The sequence below is a fragment of the uncultured Marivita sp. genome, from assembly GCF_947488135.1.
GTDB lineage: Bacteria > Pseudomonadota > Alphaproteobacteria > Rhodobacterales > Rhodobacteraceae > Marivita.
The window spans coordinates 199,307-217,948 of sequence record NZ_CANKYW010000001.1 but is presented as its reverse complement, the minus strand read 5'-3'; the positions used below and the strand labels follow the sequence as shown (position 1 = coordinate 217,948).

Annotated in this window: 22 protein-coding genes and 1 tRNA gene; 13 read left to right on the top strand and 10 right to left on the bottom strand. The window is 58.9% G+C overall.

Annotation, left to right across the window (positions count from 1 at the left end; all coding sequences use genetic code 11):
- Nucleotides 1-7: 7 nt before the first annotated feature.
- The gene (locus Q1B16_RS01110; RefSeq protein ID WP_366140122.1) at nt 8-886 is read right to left on the bottom strand and encodes a LysR family transcriptional regulator; all 879 of its coding nucleotides are present in this window, start codon (nt 884-886) and stop codon (nt 8-10) included.
- 97 nt (nt 887-983) lie between these two features.
- On the opposite strand from Q1B16_RS01110, the gene Q1B16_RS01105 reads away from it, so the two are divergent.
- Nucleotides 984-1,124 carry a hypothetical protein gene (locus Q1B16_RS01105; RefSeq protein WP_299784094.1) on the top strand — a complete coding sequence of 47 codons (141 nt, stop codon included), beginning with the start codon at nt 984-986 and terminating at the stop codon, nt 1,122-1,124.
- 196 nt (nt 1,125-1,320) lie between these two features.
- Here Q1B16_RS01105 and ccoP read toward each other — a convergent pair whose 3' ends face one another.
- Genes ccoP through ccoN form a run of 4 tightly spaced genes read right to left on the bottom strand, consistent with a single transcriptional unit; the run spans nt 1,321 to nt 4,741 of the window.
- Nucleotides 1,321-2,196 (bottom strand): cytochrome-c oxidase, cbb3-type subunit III, encoded by an 876-nt coding sequence (gene ccoP, locus Q1B16_RS01100; protein ID WP_299784092.1) that lies wholly within the window; start codon nt 2,194-2,196, stop codon nt 1,321-1,323.
- Nucleotides 2,193-2,378 (bottom strand): cbb3-type cytochrome c oxidase subunit 3, encoded by a 186-nt coding sequence (locus Q1B16_RS01095; RefSeq protein WP_299784090.1) that lies wholly within the window; start codon nt 2,376-2,378, stop codon nt 2,193-2,195. Before Q1B16_RS01095 ends, ccoP begins: the two co-directional genes overlap by 4 nt.
- A 10-nt stretch (nt 2,379-2,388) precedes the next feature.
- Nucleotides 2,389-3,117: a cytochrome-c oxidase, cbb3-type subunit II gene (gene ccoO, locus Q1B16_RS01090; protein ID WP_299784088.1), complete on the bottom strand. Its 729-nt coding sequence runs from the start codon at nt 3,115-3,117 to the stop codon at nt 2,389-2,391.
- A 13-nt stretch (nt 3,118-3,130) separates the two neighbouring features.
- Nucleotides 3,131-4,741 carry a cytochrome-c oxidase, cbb3-type subunit I gene (ccoN, locus tag Q1B16_RS01085; RefSeq protein ID WP_299784086.1) on the bottom strand — a complete coding sequence of 537 codons (1,611 nt, stop codon included), beginning with the start codon at nt 4,739-4,741 and terminating at the stop codon, nt 3,131-3,133.
- A gap of 200 nt (nt 4,742-4,941) precedes the next feature.
- Here ccoN and Q1B16_RS01080 point away from each other — a divergent pair, with 200 nt between their 5' ends.
- Nucleotides 4,942-5,781 carry a universal stress protein gene (locus Q1B16_RS01080; protein WP_299784085.1) on the top strand — a complete coding sequence of 280 codons (840 nt, stop codon included), beginning with the start codon at nt 4,942-4,944 and terminating at the stop codon, nt 5,779-5,781.
- A 14-nt stretch (nt 5,782-5,795) separates the two neighbouring features.
- Here the strand turns inward: Q1B16_RS01080 and Q1B16_RS01075 are convergent, their stop codons facing one another.
- Nucleotides 5,796-6,446: a GntR family transcriptional regulator gene (locus Q1B16_RS01075; protein WP_299784083.1), complete on the bottom strand. Its 651-nt coding sequence runs from the start codon at nt 6,444-6,446 to the stop codon at nt 5,796-5,798.
- Between the two features lie 30 nt (nt 6,447-6,476).
- Nucleotides 6,477-7,097, bottom strand: coding sequence for a SprT family zinc-dependent metalloprotease (locus Q1B16_RS01070; protein WP_366140121.1), 621 nt, complete (start codon nt 7,095-7,097; stop codon nt 6,477-6,479).
- A gap of 177 nt (nt 7,098-7,274) precedes the next feature.
- Here Q1B16_RS01070 and Q1B16_RS01065 point away from each other — a divergent pair, with 177 nt between their 5' ends.
- The 3 genes from Q1B16_RS01065 (at nt 7,275) to Q1B16_RS01055 (ending at nt 9,826) form a co-directional block, all read left to right on the top strand.
- Nucleotides 7,275-7,592, top strand: coding sequence for a TIGR02300 family protein (locus Q1B16_RS01065; RefSeq protein WP_299784079.1), 318 nt, complete (start codon nt 7,275-7,277; stop codon nt 7,590-7,592).
- Nucleotides 7,593-7,660: 68 nt separating this feature from the next.
- Nucleotides 7,661-7,736, top strand: a tRNA-Ala gene (locus tag Q1B16_RS01060).
- A gap of 287 nt (nt 7,737-8,023) precedes the next feature.
- Nucleotides 8,024-9,826, top strand: coding sequence for an LTA synthase family protein (locus Q1B16_RS01055; protein WP_299784077.1), 1,803 nt, complete (start codon nt 8,024-8,026; stop codon nt 9,824-9,826).
- Here Q1B16_RS01055 and Q1B16_RS01050 read toward each other — a convergent pair.
- Nucleotides 9,818-10,198 carry a diacylglycerol kinase gene (locus Q1B16_RS01050; protein WP_299784075.1) on the bottom strand — a complete coding sequence of 127 codons (381 nt, stop codon included), beginning with the start codon at nt 10,196-10,198 and terminating at the stop codon, nt 9,818-9,820. The genes Q1B16_RS01055 and Q1B16_RS01050 overlap by 9 nt on opposite strands.
- Before the next feature lie 260 nt (nt 10,199-10,458).
- Nucleotides 10,459-11,394: a LysR substrate-binding domain-containing protein gene (locus tag Q1B16_RS01045; protein ID WP_299784074.1), complete on the bottom strand. Its 936-nt coding sequence runs from the start codon at nt 11,392-11,394 to the stop codon at nt 10,459-10,461.
- 105 nt (nt 11,395-11,499) lie between these two features.
- On the opposite strand from Q1B16_RS01045, the gene Q1B16_RS01040 reads away from it, so the two are divergent.
- From Q1B16_RS01040 to mnhG, 8 genes are read left to right on the top strand one after another with little or no spacing between them, the layout of a single operon-like run.
- Nucleotides 11,500-12,471 (top strand): universal stress protein, encoded by a 972-nt coding sequence (locus Q1B16_RS01040; protein WP_299784072.1) that lies wholly within the window; start codon nt 11,500-11,502, stop codon nt 12,469-12,471.
- Nucleotides 12,471-14,729 (top strand): putative monovalent cation/H+ antiporter subunit A, encoded by a 2,259-nt coding sequence (locus tag Q1B16_RS01035; RefSeq protein WP_299784070.1) that lies wholly within the window; start codon nt 12,471-12,473, stop codon nt 14,727-14,729. The genes Q1B16_RS01040 and Q1B16_RS01035 overlap by 1 nt, the downstream gene beginning before the upstream one ends.
- On the top strand, nt 14,726-15,145 hold the full coding sequence (locus Q1B16_RS01030; RefSeq protein ID WP_299784069.1) for an MnhB domain-containing protein: 420 nt from the start codon (nt 14,726-14,728) through the stop codon (nt 15,143-15,145). Before Q1B16_RS01035 ends, Q1B16_RS01030 begins: the two co-directional genes overlap by 4 nt.
- Entirely contained in the window at nt 15,145-15,507 is a 363-nt protein-coding gene (locus tag Q1B16_RS01025) for a Na+/H+ antiporter subunit C (protein ID WP_299784068.1), read from the top strand. Before Q1B16_RS01030 ends, Q1B16_RS01025 begins: the two co-directional genes overlap by 1 nt.
- Complete coding sequence (locus Q1B16_RS01020; RefSeq protein ID WP_299784066.1) at nt 15,504-17,000, top strand: Na+/H+ antiporter subunit D; 1,497 nt, start codon at nt 15,504-15,506, stop codon at nt 16,998-17,000. Before Q1B16_RS01025 ends, Q1B16_RS01020 begins: the two co-directional genes overlap by 4 nt.
- The gene (locus Q1B16_RS01015) at nt 16,997-17,476 is read left to right on the top strand and encodes a Na+/H+ antiporter subunit E (RefSeq protein ID WP_299784064.1); all 480 of its coding nucleotides are present in this window, start codon (nt 16,997-16,999) and stop codon (nt 17,474-17,476) included. The genes Q1B16_RS01020 and Q1B16_RS01015 overlap by 4 nt, the downstream gene beginning before the upstream one ends.
- Complete coding sequence (locus tag Q1B16_RS01010) at nt 17,473-17,775, top strand: monovalent cation/H+ antiporter complex subunit F (protein ID WP_299784063.1); 303 nt, start codon at nt 17,473-17,475, stop codon at nt 17,773-17,775. The genes Q1B16_RS01015 and Q1B16_RS01010 overlap by 4 nt, the downstream gene beginning before the upstream one ends.
- Entirely contained in the window at nt 17,768-18,127 is a 360-nt protein-coding gene (mnhG, locus tag Q1B16_RS01005) for a monovalent cation/H(+) antiporter subunit G (RefSeq protein ID WP_299784061.1), read from the top strand. The genes Q1B16_RS01010 and mnhG overlap by 8 nt, the downstream gene beginning before the upstream one ends.
- A gap of 53 nt (nt 18,128-18,180) precedes the next feature.
- On the opposite strand, the gene Q1B16_RS01000 is transcribed toward mnhG, so the two are convergent.
- The gene (locus Q1B16_RS01000; RefSeq protein WP_085635471.1) at nt 18,181-18,468 is read right to left on the bottom strand and encodes an HU family DNA-binding protein; all 288 of its coding nucleotides are present in this window, start codon (nt 18,466-18,468) and stop codon (nt 18,181-18,183) included.
- Between the last annotated feature and the right edge of the window lie 174 nt (nt 18,469-18,642).

The window sequence follows — 18,642 nt, the reverse complement described above, 5'->3', positions numbered from 1 at the left end:
CTTTAATTCAGCTTTTTGCCGCTTCCTTCCGGATCCATCGGACGAATGCCCGCAAAGGTGGCCGTAGGACACCCGGTCGCGTGAGCATGTGATAGCCCGCGTCGGGCCGATCCCGGAACAGAATCACCAGCCGATTGGCAGCGACGTCTTCGGCCACGGCGACCAAGGTCGTCACTGCGATCCCCTGCCCGCGACGCGCGGCATCGAGCATCAGGTTGCCCGGCAATTCGGTCCGCGACTTGACGCGCCTGTGTGCAAGCCCCTGCGCGGCAAGCCATGACGTGCTTTCCGTGGTGCCCAGTTCCTCCAGCCAGGGATAGTCGAGCAAAGCCTCGGGATCGCTGATCGTGGCATCCTTGATCAGATCGGGGGCCGCGACCGCGACGATGGGCGCGGACATCAGGCAGACATGGTCGAAACCGGGCCACGGCCCCTCGCCGAACCGCAGGGCCACGTCGATGCCACCCAACGCCGGATCGGTTAGCGCGGGGCTTGGCGTCAGGACCATGTCGATGCCGGGATGGCCCGATTGAAACCCCGCGAGCCGGGGCATCAGCCAGGCGGCCGCGAAGGTCGGCGTGCAGGCGATGTTCAGGGGCCGCTCGGCGTGAGATTGGGTCACGTTCAGCACCCCCGCGGTGATCCGTCCGAACCCGTCCTCCAATGCGCGTGCAAGGTCGTGACCCTCTGCCGTGAGTTCAAGAGCCCGGCTGGACCGGTCGAACAGGGGAATGCCGAGATGGGTCTCGAGGCTCCGCAACTGCTGGGAAATCGCGGCGTGACTGACGTTCAACGCCGTTCCCGCCTCGGCAACGGACCCGGTTTGCACAAAAGCACAAAAGGCGCGCAAGGCGGACAGGGGTGGAAGGTGCGACCAGTCAATCATGTAACTCAAGCTTACATATTGGATTTATCCCTGAGTCGCATGCGACGAGATTTTCCGCAAGTATGTTTGCAGATAACAACATGAAACGGAGAAAGTCATGTTCACAGCACTTGCACAAAGCTTCTTCCGCGCCAGTGGCGTTTCGCCCACCCGTTACCAGAAAAATATCCCACGGTCCTGGTATCGCGAGGACATGCGCCCTCCGGCGTCGCCAAAGCGGTGGGAGGACTGGCAGTGATCGACCCGATCGTGACAGTGTCACTGCGTTTTTGGCAGCACCGGCCGGCAAACGACCGCACCCGGCGATGGCCGTGGCGCGGTCGGAGATGGCAGTCCGCCAAATAAGAACGCCGGTGCCTCGAAACGCGCGAACAAAAGGAGGCACCGGCGCTTTCCCTTTCGGCCCTCGGGCCGAAAGGTATCGATCATGTGGATTACTCGGCCGGGGCCTCGCCCCCACCCAAACCGTGCACATAGGTCGCAACGGCGCGGATCTCGGCCTCGCTGAGGCGTTCCGTCCAGGGCGGCATCACGCCGAAGCGGGAATAGACCACGGTTTCCATGATGGTGTCGTAGTCCCCACCGTAGAGCCAGATCGCGTCCGTGAGGTTCGGAGCGCCCTGCCAGCGGTCGCCTGTGCCATCGTCCATGTGGCACGCGGCGCAGTTGTCGAGATACACGGTCTCGCCAGCGGCCACCAACGAGGCATCCTGCGGTTCACCCGAGAGCGACATCACGTAGTTGACGACTTGGTTGATCTCTTCTTCCGCGAGGATCTCACCGAAGGCCGGCATCTGCGACCAACGGGCGTCCGGGTCTTCTTCGTTCCGGATACCATGCGCGATGGTGGCGTGGATCGCTTCGATGTCACCGCCCCAAAGCCAATCGTCGTCCAGAAGGTTCGGATAGCCCGAGGCTTGAACACCGGCGGCCCCAGATCCGTGACACTGCGAACACCAGGACCGGAACACCGCGGAACCGGCGTTCTGAGCGTACTGGTTGAGCTCCGGATCGTTCACGATCTCGGTCAGTTCGACCGACGCGAGCTGTGCGTTGATCTCGGAGTTCGCCGCTTCGAAACGTGCGATCTCGTCAACGACTTCGGCCCGTGTTGAGTACCCCAACAAACCGGGTGTCGCCTCCCGGATGCCCGGCCACGCAGGATAGGCGATCGTGTAGAGCACGGCCCAAACGATTGTCGCGTAGAACGTCCAGAGCCACCAGCGTGGCAGAGGCTTGTTGTATTCCTTGATCCCGTCCCACTCGTGACCGGTGGTTTCATAATCAAGATCGTCGTCTTTCTTGTTCATTTCCTCGCCTCCTTGGATGCGGCGGGTTTATCTTCGTTGCGAAACGGAATGTTGGCTGTATCGCGATGTGTCTTGTTGCTGCCGGGGCGGATGGCCCAGAGGATCACCCCGACAAAGAACAGGAACAGCAGCAAGAGCATCCAACTGTCCGCAAATTCACGGAGAAACGAATAGGTTTCCATCGGTGCCCCCTTAGCGGCTTGCGTCAGGTGTGAAGGTCGAGAAGTCGACCAACGTACCCAGCATTTGCAAATATGCGATCAACGCATCCGCTTCCGAAACGCCCGGCTGTCCATCGAAGTTACGAACGTTCACGTTTTCGCCGTACCGCTCCAGCAGACCGTCGAAGTCACTGTCGGGATCGGCCTGGGCGCGGAAATCGGTTGTTGCTGCCGCGAGCATGTCTTCGGTGTAGGGCACGCCGACGAAAGAGTTGGTCGCCATCACATCGCCGATATGTTCGCCTTCCAGAAGGGTCGCTTCGAGGAAACCGTATTTCGGCATTACCGATTCCGGCACCACGGACTGCGGGTCGCGCAGGTGGTCCAGGTGCCAGTCATCCGAGTAACGGCCACCGACGCGGGCAAGGTCCGGCCCGGTCCGCTTGGAGCCCCACTGGAACGGGTGGTCGTACATCGACTCGGCCGCGAGGCTGTAGTGCCCGTAACGTTCCACCTCGTCCCGCATCGGACGGATCATCTGGCTGTGGCAGACATAGCAGCCCTCACGGACGTAGATGTCCCGACCCGCCAGTTCGAGCGGCGTGTAGGGGCGCATGCCCTCCACTTCCTCGATGGTGTTTTCGAGGTAGAAGAGCGGCACGATCTGCACCAACCCACCGATGGTCACGACAAGGAAGCTAAAGATCAGCAACAGCGTCGCGTTGGTCTCAATGATCTTGTGCTTGTCAAGAATACCCATTGTCCAAGCCTCCTTATTCGGCTGCGACGGCTGCGGAGCTGGCCACGGCGTCTTTCGCCGGGCTGCGCTTCACAGTCATCCACAGGTTGTAACACATGATGAGAGCACCGGTGAGGTACATGACGCCACCCAAAGCCCGCACGACATACATCGGGAACTTGGCGCTCACGGTGTCGGCGAAGCTATTCACGAGGAACCCGTTCGCATCGACTTCGCGCCACATAAGGCCTTCCATGATCCCCGTGACCCACATCGAGGCCGCGTAGAGAATGATGCCGATGGTGGCGAGCCAGAAGTGCCAGCTGACCATGCTGAGGCTATAGAGCCGCTGACGGTTCCAGAGTTTCGGCACCAGGAAGTACAGAGCACCAAAGGTGATCATACCGTTCCATCCAAGCGCACCGGAGTGCACGTGACCGATGGTCCAGTCCGTATAGTGCGACAGCGAGTTCACCGCACGGATCGACATCATCGGGCCTTCGAAGGTCGACATGCCGTAGAAGCCAAGCGAGATTACCATCATCCGGATGACCGGATCGGTGCGCAGCTTGTCCCAAGCGCCGGACAGCGTCATCAGGCCGTTGATCATGCCACCCCATGACGGCATCCACAGAACGATCGAGAACACCATGCCGAGGGTCGAGGCCCAATCCGGCAGAGCGGTGTAGTGCAAGTGGTGCGGACCGGCCCAGATATAAAGGAAGATCAGCGCCCAGAAGTGGATGATCGACAGTTTATAGCTGAAGACCGGGCGTTCGGCCTGCTTGGGCACAAAGTAGTACATCATGCCAAGGAAACCGGCGGTCAGGAAGAAGCCCACGGCGTTGTGGCCATACCACCACTGCACCATCGCATCCTGAACACCTGCGAAAACCTGAACCGATTTGGAGCCGAAGATCGACACCGGAATGCTCAGGTTGTTGAAGATGTGAAGCATCGCAACCGTGACGATGAAGGACAGGAAGAACCAGTTGGCCACGTAGATATGCGGCTCTTTGCGCTTGATGATCGTGCCGAGGAAAACCGCGAGATAGGCGACCCAAACGATGGTCAGCCACAGATCGATATACCATTCCGGTTCCGCGTATTCCTTCGACTGGGTGGCGCCCAGAAGGTACCCCGTCGCTGCCAGAACGATGAAAAGGTTGTAGCCCCAGAACACGAACCAGCCGAGGTTCCCGCCCCAGAGACGCGCTGCACTTGTACGCTGCACGACGTAGAATGATGTTGCGATCAGGGCGTTGCCGCCAAACGCGAAAATCACCGCAGATGTGTGAAGCGGACGCAGGCGCCCGAAATTCATGTAGCCTTGCGCCCATTCGAAATTCAGCCCCGGAAACGCGAGCTGGAACGCGATGAAGGTTCCGACAAGGAACCCGACCACCCCCCAGAAGGCAGTGGCGACCACGCCGTAGCGCACCACACCGTCCATATAGCTTGTTTCGAGAACGGCGGCAGGCACCGGTTCGTCGGTGTTCCGAAGCGTCCAGAGGAAAAGCCCGGCAGATACCGCCATGATGATCAAGGCGTGAACCTGATAGGCCAAATCGCGCGCATAGCTTGCAGCGATCATCGCAAAGAGCGTGATCAAACCAAGCGCGATCAGCTTGATATAGTTCAACATTTTTTGTCCCTTCGTCAAACCTGCACGATTCGGCTGCCGCGCAGGCGGTTTTCAGACTGGGCCCTTAATGCGAAACTTGGGGAAACCTATCCTTGATCTGCATCAATAGAATTGCCGGTCTTGCTTGATGGGTGTCAAAGCGCATCAGGCAAGTTGCGTGGAGAGTGCTGATAGAGGGAAATCAACGAAGGGAGCCAACCATGTCTTTCAAAACACTTCTGGCGGTCATCACCGACCAGTCGCACCTGACCGAAACCCTGAATCAGTCCGTCGCGCTGGCCACAGCACTGGACGCGCATCTTGACGTTCTGTGTATCGGGGTCGATCGCACCCAGACCGGGTATTACTATGCCGGGATGAACGCGGCTGTCTTGCAGGAGACGCTGAACCAGGCGCGCGACGATGCCGCTGGATTGGCCAAATCGGCGAAACAGCATCTCGATGCGTCCGGCCTGCGGTGGGGCGTGACCGAAGCCGTGTGCCAGCTGGCCGATGTGGCGCGCTTTGTCGCGGCACATGCGCGCTTTGCCGATCTGGCCGTCGTTCCGCGCCCCTACGGTGAGGATCGTGGCATCGAACTGGAACCGGCGGTCGAAGGCGCGCTTTTCGAAGGTCAGTCGCCGGTGATCGTGCTGCCCGATGGCGGGCCCGAGCTCAAGATGCCGGAAAAGGTCGCAATCGGCTGGAACGAAAGCGCCGAGGCTCTCCGCGCCGTGCGCAGCGCCCTGCCCTTCCTCAGCGCCGCACAGACCGTGCATATCGTGGTCATTGACCCGCCGAAGCACGGGCCCACGCGGTCGGATCCCGGCGGACAGCTGTCGCAGTTCCTCGCCCGGCACGACGTGAAGGTCGAGATCGACGTTCTGTCCAAGACCATGCCGCGCTTGTCCGACGTCATGCGGCGTCATGTGACGGACATCAACGCGGATCTCGTGGTGATGGGCGCTTACGGACACTCCCGGTTCCGCGAGGCGATTCTCGGTGGTGCCACCCGCAACATGCTGGAAACCTGCGAAGTCCCGGTTTTCATGGCGCATTGACGCAATCGCAGGGTCTAGCCTGTCAAAAGGCGCAGGCCCTGCGTCACGTCCGACCGGACAGCCAGGCGTAGGCCGGGTTCATCCCCGGCCTTCAACGCGGCGATCATCAACCGGTGAAACTGCGGGGCCTCGGTACGGCGCAACCGCCCATAAAGCGCGCGCATCGTCGGCCCGAGTTGCAGCCAGACGGTTTCCGCCATGGCGAGCATCGCAGGTGCCTGTGCCCGCAGGTACAGCGTCCGGTGAAAATCAAGATTGGTACGGATATACCCCACTGCGTCCCGATTCGAGATCGCGTCCGTAATCGTGCCGTTGATCGTCTGAAGCCGCTCGATCAGCGCCAGATGCGCGCGCGGTAGCGCGCGGCTTGCCAGTTCGACCTCGATCAAAGCGCGCAGCGCCGCCAGTTCTTCGATCCGGTCGTTGGACAGTTCAGGCGTCGAAACACGCCCCGAGGCCGACATGGACAGCGCCCCCTCGGCGACAAGCCGTTGCACCGCTTCCCGGGCCGGTGTCATGGAGACCCCGAATTCCCGTCCGATGCCCCGTAGGGTCAGGTGTTCCCCGGGGGACATCTGGCCAAACATGATCCGATTGCGCAAACCGCGATAGACGCGATCATGCGCGGAAAGGGTCGGTTCGGTGGGGCGGGTCAAAACGCTCATGCCAAACTGTGATCACAGCTTTGTGGCTGGTCAAGCGTCAAACCGGAAACGATGCAGTTTCGGGCCTTCATGCCGCAGCCAGGCGCGCGCCTCTTTATGCGGCCCGTAAAGCGCATCGACCACGCGCCAGAACTCGGCGGAGTGGTTCATCTCCTGCAAATGCGCCACCTCGTGTGCCGCGACGTAGCTCAGCACCGCACGAGGGGCCAGGATCAACCGCCACGAATACATGAGCGCCCCGGCTGACGAGCAAGACCCCCAACGCGAGCGAGTGTCGCGCAATGTCAGTCGGCTGTATCCGCGTCCGAGCTTCGCAGCGTAGTGATCCGACGCACGGGTCAACTCCGCGCGGGCCTGCTCCTTCAACCAGGCGAGCAGATGACGGCGGCCCGTCTCGATCGGCTGCGGCAGCTCGATCACGTTGCCGATCACCCGCAGACGTTTGCCGTCACCCATTTGAAGATGGAAATCCGATCCGGCGACACTGAGCGTCTGACCCGGCGCGACCAGTGCTTGCGCCTCTTGTTTGGACAGATGCCCGAGAACCCAATCCTGCTTTTCGGCGGCAAAGGCCAGGGCCTCTCGGTCGGACACGCCGCGTGGAACGGTCAGCGTCACCGCGCCATCCACCCGGGAGATCCGAAGCGTCATACGTCGCGCGCGCGGGTTTTTCCGTAATTTAAGGGTAATTCCGGGGTTGCCCGGAAGAGTCATGACGCCCATATGCCGCTCAACAAGGTCCGTGCCGCAAAGCCTTTGACACTGGTTCGGTGTTATGGCAGTTGGCGCAGATTGTCGATATGACCACGCAATTGAAGGGGATCACCCATGCCCAAAGAAGAATGGGGCACCAAGCGCCTTTGCCCGACCACTGGCAAGCGGTTCTATGACCTCAACGCCGATCCGATCGTCAGCCCCTACACGGGCGAGATCGTCGAGGTCGAGACGGGCAAGACCCGTATGATCGCGGCGGATGCCGAAGACCGCCAGAGCAAAGCCAAGACCGAAGACGCGGACGAGGTGGATGTTCTGGAAGACGATGATGTCGATGTCGAACTCGAGGATGACGATGTTCTCGAGGACGATGACGATGATAACGTGTCGCTCGACGACATTGCCGACGTGGCAAGCGACGACGACGATTAATTTCTGCCGACGGGGCGGAATCACGCTTGATCCCGCCCCCGGCTTTGCGTAATGGAACGCGCACAAACGGGGCCTTAGCTCAGCTGGGAGAGCGCTTGCATGGCATGCAAGAGGTCAGGGGTTCGATCCCCCTAGGCTCCACCATTTCCCGACATTTGAAAATCTTCACTTGTTATCGCTGTCCTATGCCACAGAAATGTCGCGTATAGTTACGCTGCGTGGGCGTGTGAGCAAATCAAACCCGGCACGTTCCGCGTCCATTGGCCGACGCCCAGATGCGACCACTGAGCAACGGTACGGCTGTCCTCGTGAACAAATCCATTTCAAGTTGTTACGGCGCGCTTGAAGGAAACCACATCCAAAAGGCTTGATCCGAACTGAACGCATCGGCAAACTGCACGTCAGATCGATCTGACCAATCTGATCGAAGAATGCCGATTTGGATATTTTTTGGTGGCAAGTTGTCTTACTCAAACGCGTTAATTCAAAAGTTATTCGGCGCACTAAAGTCGTATCCGATTTGGTTCTGGGGAGTGCTTTCGATAGCACTTCTACACCGGGTTTTTGCAATCGGCCACTATGGGAAGCATGCATTTAGCCGGACATACGCAACGGGCGGAATTCCCAACGCTTTGCGTATGTGGATGGAATTTTACGGCGAAAGCACCCTTCTCGGGGTGACATATGATGTGGTTTTTTCGGCAATCGTAGCTGTTCCGCTCGTTTTCATGCCTCTTTGGCTGAGCCTCTCGGCTTTATTCTGTCTAAGTATATTTTTCGCCGCCAACTTCGATCACATAAAGTTCAATCACGACAATATAAATTTCTCGACCGCGAATGTTGGTGCGGATTTTACCTTCATAAAGGGCATGATCAATCAAGAATTGATTTTGACCTCAATCGCCCTTTTCGCTTTTGGCATGGCTTTTGTGCTTACTCAGCGCAAAAGGTTCGCGCGTCGTTTTTTGACCACCGGAACAATTCTTGCAATTCCAATCGCCCTAATGGCGCCGTTGAAGGGTAGTTTCGTCAACCCGCTCTGGTTACAATCCAACCCGTTCCTCGGATCACCACTTCGAGCTTCCGCCGAAAACGCAAACCGCGAATTTTCGGCTGAAGCTCTTTTGCCGAAATCCATCACAATGGAGACGGTACCGAAATACAATGTCCTGTTGGTGTATATGGAAGGTTTATCGCAACACAGCATTCAAATCGGCGACATGGAATTCTTGAAATCTTTAGCCCAAGAGAATGTTAGTTTCACGAGATATGTCGGACATCAACTCATAACGGCCAATGGCCTTTACGGATCTTTGACGGGGGATTTCCCTTATCTTGCCAGGCGTGGTTTCAAATGGAGCAGTACCGATGCTGACTCTGAAGCCATGCTTGCCGCATTGCCAAATGTACTACGTGCTCAAGGATATGAAACGTCGTTCCTGCAAAGTGCGCTGCTAAGCTTCATGTCCAAGGGCGAGGTTATGCCTCGGTTCGGATTTGACACTGTAATGGGGCGAAATTCTTGGGCAAGCTACTACTCGGAAGATGGCTGGGGCATTGATGATCGCGCTCTTTTCGAGCACTCAATTGATTACATTGATACGCTTTCAAAAGATGAAAAATGGTTCGTCAGCATTTTAACAACTGGAACGCACGCGCTGTACAATGTGCCACCCGACTACTTGGCGAACGAGACATCAGACCGGTATCGCTCACTTCGGTATCTAGACGATGCAATTAGAGGCCTAATGATTTCATTGGAAGAACGCGGTTTACTCAAGAACACTATTGTCGTGTTCACTTCCGACGAGTCGCGCGAACGCTCTTTCTCCGGCCAACTACAAAACCAATTGGCACTTAATTGGCTGCCGTTGATAGTGATACATCCATCTGGCGCCCATGCGACATACGACAAGTACGTAGGCGCAACGCAGTTTCCCGACCTGCTTGTCGATTTTCACACAGACGAATTAGAGGAGTATTTGAGAACACTGAAAACCGATGATCGCCCAGTAGTTTTCGGCAATATCTTCAGTAGGCGCTTGTTTTGGTACGACACCGAAGAAAAGTTTCTTCTGGCTTGCGTCACCACCAGCTTTGTGTGTGCCGAATATACAGACGTCGCCGACCCATTCACGATGTCAGATCAACAACCAGATTCAGTTCAGTCATACCCCAAATTGCAAAGTCTAATTACTCGTGCCGACAGAAATCAACTGGGCGACCTAGATTGAGACAATGGAGACGATCCAAAGCATCGCAGACATAACCGCTGCCAGTAAAACCGCCAAGGACCCTAAGTCTTTTGCAATACGCGAAAATTCGTTATAATCCGGCCCGATCCGATCGATGGTTGCTTCAATCGCCGAGTTGATTACTTCCACGATCATGACCATTATTATCGAAGCGATGAGCAATGCAGCGTGAAAAGGATCGGAGGCCACCAAGAAAGAAAGAGGTATCGAGGCGAAAAATGCCATCACTTCGATCCGAAAAGCTTCTTCTGTCGCCCAAATATCGCTAAAACCCGCTCGAGAATTGTGCCAAGCAGCAAGCAGTCGAGCCATCCCTTTTAGCGGCTGATTCTTTCGAGGTTCGATACCCATCTGAGTGTCCTGATTTCCAGTCTGCCGGTATCGCTCTTGCATAGAATGGTCCTACAGTCAAAAAAAGAGGAACGGGACGGACCAGAAAAAACGGTTAACCCCTTGATAAAGATAGAATATCGGGCTCAACGCCAATGCGATTAAAGATTAGCCGAAAACCGCGACGTTTTTGATTTGTCGAACAACCGTGCAAAAACGCAGACCTATGAGGCACCCTACCTCATAGCCCGCCCAGCGATGGACTGTAATGCCTCTCCCGATCATCTGACGGACACATCGCCCAATACCGTGATTTCCGGTGCGCGGTCGGTCAGCGACTGACAGACCATGTTTGCCATCAACCTGTATTCGTTTTCCCGCGACGTGCCCTTGCGCCAGACCATTCCGATTGTGCGGGACGGGGCCGTGCCGCGGAACGGGCGCGCGACCACAAGGTCCTGGTGCGCCACCTCAGATTTCACATAGAGCGCGGGCATCAGGGATACACCCATGCCGGTCGCGACCATCTGCCGAAGCGTATCGAGGCTGGTGCCTTCGTAGTCATGCGACAGCTCGACCCCATAATCGTCGGAGATCGTCCGGACCAGTTCGTAAAGCCGGTGACCCGGCTCGAGCGACAGGATCGTCTCTCCGCGCAGCATGACCGGATCGATCTCGGGCTCAGCGGCGAGGCGATGGTCGGCGGGAACAACCACCTGGATCGGCTCACGAAACAACGAAACCGTCTCGAGTTCGGCACGGGTCACGGGCAGCGGGAAGAAGAGCAGATCGAGCATCCCGTCCTCCAGGTTGCTGAGCAGCACATCCGGCAATCCTTCCCTGATATACAGGCCCAATCTGGGGTATTTCTGATGCAGGTCTGGGATGACCAGTGGCAGGAAATAGGACCCGACCGTCTGCACGACACCAATGCGGATGACCGTGCTCAAGAGGCTTTGCCGTGATTTCGCGATGCTCTGAATTTCGGCCACTTCGCGCAGGATCCGCCGCCCGCGTTCCGCTATTTCCTTTCCGGTGGGCGTCATCACCACCTTGGACCGGCTGCGTTCCACAAGGCTGGTGCCGAGACGCAACTCAAGCTCCTTGATCTGCGTGCTCAGCGTCGGCTGGGTGACATTGCAAGCCTCGGCGGCACGGCGGAAGTGCAACTGATCGGCGACGGCGACCAAATAGCGCAATTGCTGGAGGCTGGGCATTCAAGACCTACTGATAGAGATTATCTATCAAAACTACGCGTATTTCCGATTTGGTCAATGACTGCGTCCACCCTATCTGATCCCTTGGGCGAGGGAGCGCAGACATTGCAGCGATTTAAAAACATACTTTTTGTATGCGACGAACAGAGCGCCTATGAGCTTGCGCTGGATCGTGTGATCTGGCTCGCCACGGCCAATGACGCTGCCGTGACCCTCGTGACGACGATCGACAGCGGCGGCGCGACCGATGTTTCCAAGCTCTTTTCGGTGATTCCCGGATTGGGCAGCCAGGAGATCGGTGAAGCGGTCATCGCGGTGCATCGCGCAAAGCTGGATGCGCGCGCGCAGCTTTTGCGGGACAAGGGCATCTTGGTGGAGACCAAGCTGCTTGTCGGCACCCCCTTTATCGAGATCATTCGGCAAGTCCTGCGCGGAGGGCACGATCTAGTGGTCAAAGGCGCGCACCGGGCGCCGGGGCGCAGGTATTTCCCCGGTGCCGACATGCATCTTCTGCGCAAATGCCCCTGCCCGATCTGGATTCTCCATTCCGTTTCCGAACCAAAGGCGCAGCGGATCCTCGTCGCGGTCGATCCGGACCCGGCTAATCCCGCTCGCGATGGGTTGAACAGGACGATCATGGAGCTTGCCACCTCGCTCGCGCGGGCGGATGGTGCAAAGCTTGATGTCATGAATGTCTGGCGGCTTCAGGAAGAGGCCACCTTGCGGCATGGGATGGCGGATATCTCGGACGCCGACATCGACCGTCTGGTTGCCGACACCCAGGCGAAAAGCAAAGAGAGACTACAGACACTGGTCTCTGATTTTGCGGAATTCGAGGACATCATGCGCGTTCTGCACATCAAGGGGATCGCGGGTGACGTGATCCCGGAGCATGTCGCGGCTGAGGGCATCGACACGATTGTCATGGGCACGCTGACCCGGACGGGCGTTGCAGGTCTGTTCATCGGGAATACGGCGGAAACCATTTTGAACCATGTCGGTTGTTCGGTTTTGACCGCCAAGGCGGCTGGCTTTGAATCGCCCATAGGACCGGGTTTGCAAGAGGGAACACTCTGATGGCAGGTGGCATTCCAAAAGACGTGCGCGGAAACGGGGCTGTGGGCGTGGTCCCGATTTTGATCGCGGCGGCGCTTTTCGCGTATTTCGCCTCCATGGTCCCGACCATCGCAGCGGCCGAGATCATTCGTGTGACGATTCCGTGGATCCCGTCTCTTGGGATCGAACTGGCCTTCCTTGTGGACGGCCTCAGCCTGACCTTCGCCTTGCTGATCTCCGGCATCGGCACGCTGGTGCTGCTTTACTCCAACACCTATCTCGCGGGGCATCCGCAATACGCGCGCTTCGCGCTGTTCCTGACGGCCTTCATGGTGTCGATGCTGGGTCTGGTATTGGCCGATGACCTGATCCTGCTCTTTGTGTTCTGGGAACTGACGACGCTCACCTCCTATATGCTGATCGGGTTCTCGCATGAGAGCGAGAAAAGCCGTCGCAACGCGTTGCAGGCGCTTTTCGTCACGGGTGCGGGCGGGCTGGCGTTTCTTGCCGGTCTGATCCTGCTCGCCGCAGTCTCCAGGACCACCAGCATATCCGGCCTCCTGACGATGGGGGACGAACTGCGCGCCCATGCGATGTACCTGCCGATCCTCATCCTGCTTCTGGCGGGCACGTTCACGAAATCAGCGCAGGTGCCGTTCCACTTCTGGCTGCCAAACGCGATGGCGGCACCGACGCCGGTCAGCGCGTTCCTGCACTCGGCCACGATGGTCAAGGCGGGCGTATACGTCATGGCGCGGATGCACCCGGCGATGTCGGGCACAGATGTCTGGCTCTGGACGCTGACGATCTTCGGCGCGGTGACGGCCGTCTTCGCCAGTCTTCTGGCGCTGCGGCAGACCGATCTGAAACAGGCGCTGGCCTATACCACGCTGATGGCGCTTGGCACGCTGACGCTGTTTCTTGGCCAAGAATCCGGCTACGCGATGACGGCCTTCGCGACCTTCCTGATCGTGCATTCGCTGTACAAAGCATCGCTCTTCCTCGTTGTAGGCTGCATCGACACCGCGACCGGCACGCGCGAGACCGATCGACTGGCCGGTCTAGGTCGGCTCATGCCCATCACCGCCGTGGCCGCTGCGCTTGCGGCCTTGTCGATGGCGGGCTTTCCCCCATTCCTTGGCTTCATCGGCAAAGAGCTCAAATATGCCGGGGCCATTGCCGTGGCGTCCGAACCGCTGTTCGTCGCCGGTGCGGCGCTCTTGTCTAATGCGCTGATGCTGGCGGTCGCTGGCGTGGTCGCCTTCCGTCCATTCTGGCGCGGCAGTGTTCCGTCCGGGCAGTCCCCGCGCGAAGCGCCGTGGCAGATGTGGGCCGGGCCGATCATCCTTGCCAGCCTTGGTGCGCTGTTCGGCATCTACCCGGATCTCTTGCAGGTGGCGCTCATCAATCCAACGGTGATTTCCTTGACTGGAGAGGTTGGCGAAGCGAAAGAGCTTCAGCTCTGGGCCGGGTTCAACATCCCGCTGATCCTCAGCATCGCCACCTTCGTGTTGGGTCTTGTGATCTACGCGGGGCATGTGCGCTTGCGCGCCTTGCTGGAACGCGTCTTTAGCGCCATTCCAAATCTCGATCGTGGCTGGGACCGGTTCCTCGACGGGCTCAAGTCGGTTGCAAAGTGGCAAACCCTGTTGGTGCAAAACGGCAAACTGTCGAGCTATCTTTTCATCACCTTTCTGACCATCGCCGCCGGTATCCTTCTGACCCTTGTCTACACGGGCCTGCCGATGATCGACGTCGATCTGTCTGACGTTGAGTGGAAGCACACCTCCATCGCGCTGCTGACAATTGCCGGTGCCCTGCTCGCGCTCGTCACCAATTCGCGCATCGCGGGGATCGCGGCGCTTGGCGTGGTGGGGATCGGGATCGCGTTGATCTTCATCGTATTCAGCGCGCCCGACGTCGCCATCACGCAGCTTCTGGTGGAAACGCTGGTCGTCGTGCTGGTGGCGGTCGTCATGCTCCGCCTGCCGTCCCTGCCCAAGGCAGAGTTCCGGCTGGGTCATGCCATCCTGTCGGTTGCGGTCGGTGCGTCCATCTCCCTGATCCTGATCGCCGTCGTTTCCTCGCCGCTTGATCTGCGACTGTCGGATTACTTCGAAGCGACCAGCTGGCCCGAGGCCTACGGGCGCAACATCGTCAACGTGATCCTCGTGGACTTCCGTGCGCTCGACACCTTTGGCGAAATTGCTGTGGTCGTGATCGCGGCCCTGTCGGCCTATGCGCTTCTGCGCACGACCCGCAAAGGAGGCCGGTCATGAATTCCATCATCCTGCGCGCCGGAACACGTTACCTTGCGGGGCTTCTGTTGGTCTTCTCCTTCTACATGATGCTGCGCGGTCACAACGAACCGGGGGGTGGTTTCATCGGCGGGCTGACCGGGGCCACGGGGTTTGTCCTCTACGCCATCGCCTGCGGCACCCAGGACGCCCGCGCGGCGCTGCGCATCCTGCCGCAGACCATCGCGATCTGGGGTCTGGGCATCGCATTGGCCGCCGGGCTGTTTGCAGCGGTATTCGGCGACGCGCTGTTCACCGGGCAATGGCTCTTCATCGGAGAGACCGAAACCGACAAGGGCCTGCCCCTGTCCTCGGTGCTGGTCTTCGACATCGGCGTTTACCTCGTGGTGTTTGGATCGATCCTCACCCTTGTCTTCGCGATGGAGGAGGAAATCTGATGGAGTTCCTCTTCGCCATAACCATCGGCGTGCTGGTCGCGTCAGCCGTCTACCTGATGCTGTCGAACAACCTGCTGCGCTTCATCTTCGGGCTTGTCCTGATCTCGAACGCGGCGAACCTGACGATTTTTGTGGCCGGTCGCCTGACCGATGGTGCGCCGCCGCTGATCCCGGAAGGGGCAGATGCGCCGTTGGTCGACGTGGCCAATGCCCTGCCGCAGGCGCTTGTCCTGACCGCCATCGTGATCGGCTTCGGGCTTTTTGCGTTTGCCATCGTGCTGGTGTTCCGTGCCTGGACCACCCTGAATTCCCTGACGCCGGACGACATGCGCCGGGCCGAACCTGAAGAGGCGCATAAGTGAGCTGGCTTCTCGCACTTCCCATCGTCATTCCGTTCATCACGGCGGTTCTGGCGTTCCTGTTCCGGGTCTCGTCATGGGGGCGCTGGATCTCGGTTGCCGGGTCAAGCGTGCTTCTCGCCGCTTCCATCGCTCTGATGAACGCGGTTCTGCGCGAAGGCGTGATCGCCGGGCAAATGGGTCAATGGCCCGCGCCGTTCGGGATCACGCTGGTGGCTGATCTGCTATCGGCGGTCATGGTGGTGATCACCGCCATCGTCGCGGTCGCCGTGTCGATCTACGCCATCGCCGATGTGGACGAGGGCATGGAACGGCTGGGCTATCACGCATTGTTCAACATGCTGATCGCAGGTGTGGTCGGCGCGTTTGCCACAGGCGATCTGTTCAACCTCTATGTCTGGTTCGAGGTCATGCTGATTGCCTCCTTCGGTCTTCTGGTGCTGGGGGGACGCCCGGAACAAATCGACGGCGGCGTGAAATATGTGGCGCTGAACCTCGTGTCGACCATCATGTTCCTGACCGGGATCGGGCTGCTCTATGGCATGACCGGCACGCTCAACATGGCCGATCTCGCCTCGGCGGTGGATGGCGCGGATCAGCGCCTCCTGACCGTGGTCGCGGTGCTCTTCATGATTGCCTTCGGGGTCAAGGCAGCGGTGTTTCCGCTCTTTTTCTGGCTCCCCGCGTCCTATCACACACCGGCCTTTGCCGTGTCGGCGGTCTTTGCCGGGCTTCTGACCAAGGTGGGGGTCTATGCCCTGCTGCGTACCTTCACGCTGATCTTCGACCATGACACGGCTTTCACCCACACAATCCTGCTTTGGGTCGCGGGGTTCACGATGGTCGTCGGCGTTCTCGGCGCGGCGGCGCAAAGTGACATGCGCAAGATCCTGTCGTTCCACATTGTCAGCCAGATCGGTTACATGATCCTTGGCCTCGCGCTGTTGACGCCGCTCGCCATCGTCGGCGCAGTGTTCTACCTCGTGCACCATATTGTCGTGAAGGCAAACCTGTTCCTGATCGCCGGTGTCGCGCAGCGCATCGCAGGCGGGACCGAGCTTTCGCGCATCGGCGGGCTTTATAAATCCGCCCCCCTTCTGGCGGTCCTGTTCGTCGTACCTGCCTTCTCCCTCGCAGGCTTCCCGCCTCTCTCAGGCTTCTGGGCCAAGTTCCTGCTGGTCAAGGCGGCGCTCGAAATCCAGGGCTGGATCATCGCCGGTATCGCTCTCGCCGTGGGCCTGTTGACGATCTACTCGATGACGAAAATCTGGGCGCAGGCGTTTTGGGAACCGCATCCCGATGGGGTGGAGCCGAAGCTGTCGCTTCTGTCCTCCCGCGACCGCGCGGCGATGCTGGTGCCGATTGCCGGTCTGGCCGTTCTCACCGTGATCATTGGCGTCATGCCAGAGCCTTTCGTACAATTCGCCGAGGCATCCGCCGCTCAGCTTCTTGATCCGTCGGCCTACATCGCCGCGGTGCTGGGGGAACAGCCATGAACACCTTTGGACTGAACATCATTCTCGCCATCGCCTGGGTCGCATTCACCGGGTCCGTGTCCCTCCTCGGGCTCATCACCGGTTTCGTCATCGGCTACGGCGCGCTTTGGTTGATCCAGCCTCTGATTGGGACAAGCACCTATTTCCGAAGGGTCACCGCGTGGATCAAGCTGATCGTGATGTTCCACTACGAACTGATCGTGTCGAGCCTTGCCGTGGCCTACGATATCCTGACCCCGCGCCACCGGTCCCGCCCGGCGATCATCGAAGTACCGCTGGACGTGAAAACCGATACGGGCATCCTGCTGGTGACAAACCTGATCTCGCTGACCCCCGGCACGCTGAGCCTCGATGTGAGCGAGGATCGCAAGACCTTGCTGGTGCACGCGATGTTCGCCGACGATCACGACGCCCTCCGCAAAAGCCTCAAGGAGGGGATGGAGCGGTGGGTCATTGATGCTGTGGAGGGATCATGATGGACGGATTTTTGGACCTGAGCCTCGAGATTGGCTTCATGTGTGTCGTGTTGTCGGTCGTCATGGCCTTCGTGCGGCTGATCAAAGGGCCAAGCCTTCAGGACCGTGTGGTCGCGCTCGATTTCATGACGGTTGCGATTGTGGCCTTCTGCGGATTGGCGGCGGTCAGGTACGGGACGGCCGCATTCCTTGACGTGGCATTGGTTCTGGCCCTCGTCGGGTTCCTCGCGACGGTCGCCCTCGCCCGCTTCGCCGAACGCAACACCGTTCGCAATCGCAAGGAGACATCCGATGAGTGAGATTGTGGCAGGTTGTCTGATCATCCTCGGCGGCGCATTCGCGGTGATCGGCGCTTTGGGTCTTCTGAGAATGCCGGATGTGCTTATCCGCATGCACGCCTCGACCAAGATCGGCACGTTGTCGACGGGTCTCATCCTCGCAGGCTGTGCTGTGGTTTTTGCAAGCCCGGACATCATCATCCGCGTCATCGCGATCGTGTTGTTCATCCTTCTGACCGCGCCGATCGGGGCACATATGATGGGCCGGTCGGTATTGTCCACGGGTGTCCCGCTTTGGAAGAATGAAGACGTGGCACAGGACGAAGTAGAAGAAGCCCTGCTTCAGGCACACAAGGCGCCAGAAGATCGCTGAAACGAAAAAGGCCGCTCTGACGAGCGGCCTTTGGGGTAGGTCTTGAGGTCGGATCAGCCGTTCACGCTGTCCTTCAGGGCCTTCGCGATGGTCATCTTGACCACCTTGTCGGCCTCTTTCTTGAACTGCTCGCCGGTGGCCGGGTTGCGCACCATGCGCTCGGGGCGTTCGCGGCAGTAGATCTTACCAACACCGGGAAGCGTGACGGCACCGCCGTTGGACACTTCCTTGGTGATGATGCCGGTGACTGCGTCCAGTGCAGCACTCGCGGTTTTCTTGTCGCTGCCCATTTCTTCGGCCAGAGCGGCCACAAGCTGGGTCTTTGTCATTGGTTTCGCCATTTCGTGGTCTCCTTCACTGCCCGATCTTGGGCCTCGTGTGCAAAAACTAACCGTATATTGCGGAGAAACACAACGGTTGGTAGGCGTTTCGACGATGTTTTTCGCGTTTTTCAGCGGTTTTCCACAGGTTTCCTTGGTTCAGGCCGCTCGAAAACCGGCAATCGGTGTCGCAAA

Excerpts from the sequence above, each read along its gene's own strand:
- ccoO (WP_299784088.1), bottom strand. The coding sequence starts at position 3,117 with ATGGGTATTCTTGACAAGCACAAGATCATTGAGACCAACGCGACGCTG.
- Q1B16_RS01000 (WP_085635471.1), bottom strand. The coding sequence starts at position 18,468 with ATGGCGAAACCAATGACAAAGACCCAGCTTGTGGCCGCTCTGGCCGAA.
- Q1B16_RS01075 (WP_299784083.1), bottom strand. The coding sequence starts at position 6,446 with ATGAGCGTTTTGACCCGCCCCACCGAACCGACCCTTTCCGCGCATGAT.
- Q1B16_RS01045 (WP_299784074.1), bottom strand. The coding sequence starts at position 11,394 with ATGCCCAGCCTCCAGCAATTGCGCTATTTGGTCGCCGTCGCCGATCAG.
- Q1B16_RS01015 (WP_299784064.1), top strand. The coding sequence starts at position 16,997 with ATGAACACCTTTGGACTGAACATCATTCTCGCCATCGCCTGGGTCGCA.
- Q1B16_RS01010 (WP_299784063.1), top strand. The coding sequence starts at position 17,473 with ATGATGGACGGATTTTTGGACCTGAGCCTCGAGATTGGCTTCATGTGT.
- Q1B16_RS01035 (WP_299784070.1), top strand. The coding sequence starts at position 12,471 with ATGGCAGGTGGCATTCCAAAAGACGTGCGCGGAAACGGGGCTGTGGGC.
- Q1B16_RS01080 (WP_299784085.1), top strand. The coding sequence starts at position 4,942 with ATGTCTTTCAAAACACTTCTGGCGGTCATCACCGACCAGTCGCACCTG.
- Q1B16_RS01105 (WP_299784094.1), top strand. The coding sequence starts at position 984 with ATGTTCACAGCACTTGCACAAAGCTTCTTCCGCGCCAGTGGCGTTTCG.
- Q1B16_RS01055 (WP_299784077.1), top strand. The coding sequence starts at position 8,024 with ATGCCGATTTGGATATTTTTTGGTGGCAAGTTGTCTTACTCAAACGCG.
- Q1B16_RS01110 (WP_366140122.1), bottom strand. The coding sequence starts at position 886 with ATGATTGACTGGTCGCACCTTCCACCCCTGTCCGCCTTGCGCGCCTTT.
- ccoN (WP_299784086.1), bottom strand. The coding sequence starts at position 4,741 with ATGTTGAACTATATCAAGCTGATCGCGCTTGGTTTGATCACGCTCTTT.
- mnhG (WP_299784061.1), top strand. The coding sequence starts at position 17,768 with ATGAGTGAGATTGTGGCAGGTTGTCTGATCATCCTCGGCGGCGCATTC.
- Q1B16_RS01025 (WP_299784068.1), top strand. The coding sequence starts at position 15,145 with ATGGAGTTCCTCTTCGCCATAACCATCGGCGTGCTGGTCGCGTCAGCC.
- ccoP (WP_299784092.1), bottom strand. The coding sequence starts at position 2,196 with ATGAACAAGAAAGACGACGATCTTGATTATGAAACCACCGGTCACGAG.
- Q1B16_RS01050 (WP_299784075.1), bottom strand. The coding sequence starts at position 10,198 with ATGGGTATCGAACCTCGAAAGAATCAGCCGCTAAAAGGGATGGCTCGA.
- Q1B16_RS01065 (WP_299784079.1), top strand. The coding sequence starts at position 7,275 with ATGCCCAAAGAAGAATGGGGCACCAAGCGCCTTTGCCCGACCACTGGC.
- Q1B16_RS01095 (WP_299784090.1), bottom strand. The coding sequence starts at position 2,378 with ATGGAAACCTATTCGTTTCTCCGTGAATTTGCGGACAGTTGGATGCTC.
- Q1B16_RS01070 (WP_366140121.1), bottom strand. The coding sequence starts at position 7,097 with ATGACGCTTCGGATCTCCCGGGTGGATGGCGCGGTGACGCTGACCGTT.
- Q1B16_RS01030 (WP_299784069.1), top strand. The coding sequence starts at position 14,726 with ATGAATTCCATCATCCTGCGCGCCGGAACACGTTACCTTGCGGGGCTT.